Source organism: Sphingopyxis sp. KK2, from assembly GCF_001990265.1.
Classification (GTDB): domain Bacteria; phylum Pseudomonadota; class Alphaproteobacteria; order Sphingomonadales; family Sphingomonadaceae; genus Sphingopyxis.
This window is the reverse complement of sequence record NZ_LYVN01000216.1, coordinates 1-4,420: the sequence shown is the minus strand read 5'-3', so window position 1 is coordinate 4,420 and position 4,420 is coordinate 1. Positions and strand designations below refer to the sequence as shown.

Below are 4,420 nucleotides of genomic sequence, written 5' to 3'. Positions count from 1 at the left end.
CGGCCGAGGCCATCACCGCGGCGGGCGCCGCGGTCGGCAGGGTGGCGGGAACCGCGAAGGCCAGTTCTTCCTTGGTGCGGACGCTGAGTTCGCGGCCGGCGGGAATGCGCCCCGACTTGCCGGTGATGAACACCGCGAAGACACCGACCGCGACGACGCCGGCGACGGTCGCGACGGTGTTGCCTTCGCCTTCCTGGCGGAAGGTGCCGGTGATCGGGATGCGCTTGCCGCCGACTTCGACGTAGCGCAGCTCGATTTCCATCTTGCCCGACTTGCCGAAGGCACCCTTGCCGGTGCGCCAGGTGATCTCGCCCGTGGCGCGCGAGCCCTTCGGGATCACGACAAAGCCGTCGTGGGTCACATTGTGGACGACGGTCATGTAGAAGGTGTCGCCCTCTTCATTCTTCTTGGTCGTCAGTTCCTCGTTCATGCTGAGCAGGATTTCGGTGTTCGCCGGCAGCGTGCGCGACGCATTGGACGCGGCAAGCGGCTGCGCGGCGACGGGCGCGGCGTCGACCACGGTCGGGACGACGGGCGGCACGGCGACCGTGGCGTCCTGGGCAAAGGCAGGCGAGAAGCTAGGCAGGACAAGGGCGAGCGCAACGGCGCCCGCAAGCGGATTCGATTTCATTTAGGCAACCCCCAAAACGGCGGACCCCCTGTCCGCCATCAGCGGTGACAATCAGGATTCAAACGAGGCGTCAATGGCGTTAACGATTGCGTTGCGACGAAACGCTGCGGGCCATTGTTTCCGGGCAGGGCGACGACGAGCGTTGCCGAGCGACGGCGCGCGCGCGCCGGTTGCGGCCGGTCTCGATCGGCCTGTTTCGCGCCGCGGTTTGCTGCTTCAGCCGCAAGGCGGATGGCGCGCTATCCGGCGGGGAGCCGGTAGGCGGTCACCTTCAGGATATTGGGGCCGATCTTGAGATGGCCGTCGCACAGCTTGCTGCTGCCCGCCGGGTCGACCGAGGGAAAGGCGAGAATGACGATGTCGCCGTCGGGCGAAAAAGTGGGGTCGTCATAGACCGCGTAATTCTTGCCGTCGCTGGTTTCCAGCGCTTCGAGCGTGCGCAGCCGCTCGCGGCGACGCGCTTCTTCGGCGATGCCGGGCAGGTCGGCGGCGTGCATCCGGATGATCGTATCACTCATGACAAGGGGACTCCTGCGGATTTCAATTTGGCGCGGAAAGCATCGACCGCGTTGCTGCTGCACTGGAGTTCGAGTTCGTCGCGGACGAGTGCGAGCATGTTGAGCGCGGTGGTCGGATCGGTCGGCGGGGTGGGCGCCGCGATGCCGAGCGCGGTGGCCGCGTCCTGGATCGATTTGCGCTTGGCGACCGCGACGCTGGAGTCCGCCTGCGCATCCTTTTCCAACTGTTCGAGTTCGCGCATCAGCGCATCGGCCTTGGCGTTGGTGGTCGCATCGACGACGCACAGATCCTTGGCCTTGGTGAAATCATATTTGGCCGCCTTGGCATTTTCGCCCGCGGCCTCGGCGGCGTCGGCGAGCGCGCCGTCGATGGTGCCCGCCGCCTCGTAGCGCATCAGGTCCGAAAACGCTTCCTCCAGCGTATAGCCGCCCTCGGGTTCCGACATGCCGCGGACGATTTCGGCGCGCACCCGCAGCCGGCGGCTGTCCATCAGCGAGACGAGGATCGGCAGCGTCTTGTCGGCGAAAAGTTCGCGGTCGAACGAGGCGCGCGCGCCGCCGGTCGCGGTCGCAACGGCGGCGAGTTCGCTGGCGGCGTTGTCGAAGATCGACCCCGCGCCGGTCAGCGCCAGCGTCAGTGCATCGAAGCCGAGATGGCTGACCTTGCCGGTCCGCGACAGGCCGCGCTGAAATTCGAAATAGCGCGCGTCGATCGCAAAGAGATAGGCGCCGATGACGCGGTTGCGAAAGGTGTTGCGGCCGCCGATGTCGGTCGGGTCGATATTTCCCATCTGCCGGATCGCGTCGTCGGGCCGATATTGCGCCACCATCGCATCGGTCTGTTGGACCGTCATCACCGGCGACGGCATGCCATCGACCGCGGCGCAACCCGCGAGCGCCAAGAAAGCAAGCGCTCCGATCGAGCGAAATGCAATAGCCATATGTCCCCCCACCAATCGCGCACCGTAAAGCGGCGCCAATATTGCGCGGTGCCATGGTCGGAAACCATGACCGCGCTATTGCGTCTCTATTATTTTTTATTGTGCGAAGGCCCAGACAGTGGAAGTTACGCCTGCATTTTTCGATTCGCAACTGTATATTATCGGCGACCGAGGGTGGTGGGGTTGGTCGCGCCGCGGCAGTCGAGCGCGGCGTCGCCGCGGGCGAGCGGCCAGAGTTCGTCCGCCTCGCGCAAGGTCGTGACCTGGTTGCCGCGGAAGGTGACGAGCCAGGCGCCGGTGCTCACCTCATAATGCGGATCGGGTTCGTAGACGGGCATGAGCAGGCCGTCGTCGCCCATATAGCGCTCCAGCTCCCAGCGGTCGCGTTCGAGCGTTGCGACATAGATCGCCTGCGTCTTGTCGCCGCCGTCGTCGATGCGGCGCAGCGAGAGCAGGCGCGGGGGGACGCGGTCGGGCTTGCCATTGTGGCTGCCGAGTTCGGCGGCGAGCGCGTCCTTGTCCTCCCATGTCGTGGTGCCGAGCGCGTCGGTGGTGACGATGACGGCGAGGAGCGCGTTGGGGCGCGGGCTCGCATTGGCGACGAGGCCGGCGAAGATATCGGCGGCGAGCGCGCAGGCGCGGTCGGTCCGGTGCGGCGGGGTCGCGACGATCGAGGTCGCGGCGACGGGCGGCGGCGTGACCAGAAGCATGGCTGGCAGGAGCAGGGCGGCGGCGCGGCGCATGGTCATCGGTCAGGTCTCTCCCGAGCGGCGCGGCCGCCCGTACCGGGGTGCGCTCGCGCAGCCCCCACTGTCAAGCGCGGGTGCCCCCGCGCGGGCGCTGCTGTCAAGCGCGCGCCGTTTACGGATAAATCAGCAATTTCTGCGATGCGGGGGACGGGGAAGCGGCCGCCGATGGCGCGGCCAAGCGGGGGAATGCGATGGCCGACTATAATGGCGACCTTTACGCCTTTTCGAACGTCCGGTTCGAGCGGCCCGACGAGAAATCGATCGTGGTCGCGTATCTGCTGTGGTTCTTCCTCGGCGGCATCGCGGCGCACCGCTTCTATCTCGGCTATAACAACAGCGGCATCGCGATGGTGCTGTTGCTCGCGGGGACGCTGGTGTTCGGCATCGCGGCGTTCCTGTCGCCGATCCTCTATATCGGGCTGCTGCTCTGGGGGATGTGGGTGCTCGCCGACGCCTTCATGATCCCGTTCATGGCGCGCTGAGCGCGGCGGCCGGGGCGACGGGCGCGGGCGGATAGGGCGCCGCGCCGGCATGGTCGTAGCTGTAGCTTTGCGACAGGCGGAAGCGGCCCTCGGCCGGCATCCATTGCCACAGATGCATATAATGGGCGCCGCCGACCATGTCCCAGCGGGCGCCCGCCGCATTCCATTCGAAAAAGACATGCGCGCCCTCCTCGAGCGCGCCCCAGTCGCCCATCGCGCGGACATGGTGCGATCCGGGGACGAGCTGGCGGCGGTTGCGATAGCCCGCCTGCGCGCCGCCGGGGCGGCGGTCGGCGCAGCTTTTGGCGACGTCGGCGACCATCGCGTCGCGGCTGGGCTCGGCAAGCCCGCCCTTGTCGTGGACCATGCGGAAATCGCCGGCGAGCAGGTCGGGCAGCGCGGCGGCGTCGCACCCTTCGAACACCGCCCAGAACAGGCGCCCGTCGAGATCGGCGATCGCGCGGTCGAGCGCGTCGCCGGTCGGCATCGGCGCGGGGGCGGGCGCCGCGAGCGCGGCGGCGAGGAGGAGCGAGAGGGGCATGGCGATTGTCCTGCTGTGTTATTTTTATAATACAGTTTGGGCGCGGCGATGCAAGCGCGCTCAGTCCCACGCATCGCGCAGCGCCGCGCCGCCATAGACGCGGTCGATCAGCGCGAAGAGCTGCGGATCGCACCGGCGCAGTTCGGCGCGGGTGTTGCAGTCGTTGTGGACGCCGTCGCCGCCGGGCGGGCCTTCGCGGTTGACGTCGAAATAGCTTTGCACCCCCTCGGCCCAATATTCGTTGCGGCTCGAGCCGGCGTAGGTTTTCGCCCACAGCCCGGCCTTGCGCGCGTGCGTCCAGGCGGCGGCGAGATCGCGTGCGAAGGCGGGATCGGCGGCGAGTGCCATTTCGGCGACGCTGTGCGCGAATTCATGGATGAAGACATTTTCACCATTCTGCCCGTCGATCAGGTTCGCCTCGGTCCCCGCGACGATCGGCAGCGTCGGCGTCGCGCCGAAGCCGCCCCAGAAGCGCGCGTCGAGCGAACGGTCGGGAAAGGCGGCGCGATATTCGGGGATGGCGCCGACGGTTTCGCCGCGTGCGAGGATGACGACGCG

The 4,420-nt window shown here is 67.5% G+C and carries 6 protein-coding genes and 1 pseudogene; 1 reads left to right on the top strand and 6 read right to left on the bottom strand.

What is annotated here, in order from left to right; translation table 11 throughout:
- From B1A78_RS20595 to B1A78_RS20580, 4 genes are all read right to left on the bottom strand, one after another.
- A partial coding sequence (locus tag B1A78_RS20595) for a hypothetical protein (protein ID WP_077148738.1) occupies positions 1–631 on the bottom strand: 631 nt, incomplete at its 3' end.
- A 239-nt stretch (positions 632–870) separates the two neighbouring features.
- Positions 871–1,149 (bottom strand): hypothetical protein, encoded by a 279-nt coding sequence (locus tag B1A78_RS20590; RefSeq protein ID WP_077148737.1) that lies wholly within the window; start codon positions 1,147–1,149, stop codon positions 871–873.
- Positions 1,146–2,090: a hypothetical protein gene (locus B1A78_RS20585; protein WP_218668016.1), complete on the bottom strand. Its 945-nt coding sequence runs from the start codon at positions 2,088–2,090 to the stop codon at positions 1,146–1,148. Before B1A78_RS20585 ends, B1A78_RS20590 begins: the two co-directional genes overlap by 4 nt.
- Before the next feature lie 158 nt (positions 2,091–2,248).
- Positions 2,249–2,839, bottom strand: a complete 591-nt coding sequence (locus B1A78_RS20580; protein WP_144037939.1) for a hypothetical protein — start codon at positions 2,837–2,839, stop codon at positions 2,249–2,251.
- A gap of 191 nt (positions 2,840–3,030) precedes the next feature.
- Here B1A78_RS20580 and B1A78_RS20575 point away from each other — a divergent pair, with 191 nt between their 5' ends.
- Complete coding sequence (locus B1A78_RS20575; RefSeq protein WP_077148734.1) at positions 3,031–3,321, top strand: TM2 domain-containing protein; 291 nt, start codon at positions 3,031–3,033, stop codon at positions 3,319–3,321.
- On the opposite strand, the gene B1A78_RS20570 is transcribed toward B1A78_RS20575, so the two are convergent.
- On the bottom strand, positions 3,308–3,862 hold the full coding sequence (locus B1A78_RS20570; protein WP_077148733.1) for a DUF4440 domain-containing protein: 555 nt from the start codon (positions 3,860–3,862) through the stop codon (positions 3,308–3,310). The two genes, B1A78_RS20575 and B1A78_RS20570, sit on opposite strands and share 14 nt — an antisense overlap.
- A 60-nt stretch (positions 3,863–3,922) precedes the next feature.
- A pseudogene (locus B1A78_RS22865) lies at positions 3,923–4,420 on the bottom strand (hypothetical protein); the annotation flags it as partial.

Coding starts and splice junctions, on each gene's coding strand:
- B1A78_RS20590 (WP_077148737.1), bottom strand. CDS start 1,149: ATGAGTGATACGATCATCCGGATGCACGCCGCCGACCTGCCCGGCATC.
- B1A78_RS20585 (WP_218668016.1), bottom strand. CDS start 2,090: ATGGCTATTGCATTTCGCTCGATCGGAGCGCTTGCTTTCTTGGCGCTC.
- B1A78_RS20580 (WP_144037939.1), bottom strand. CDS start 2,839: ATGACCATGCGCCGCGCCGCCGCCCTGCTCCTGCCAGCCATGCTTCTG.
- B1A78_RS20575 (WP_077148734.1), top strand. CDS start 3,031: ATGGCCGACTATAATGGCGACCTTTACGCCTTTTCGAACGTCCGGTTC.
- B1A78_RS20570 (WP_077148733.1), bottom strand. CDS start 3,862: ATGCCCCTCTCGCTCCTCCTCGCCGCCGCGCTCGCGGCGCCCGCCCCC.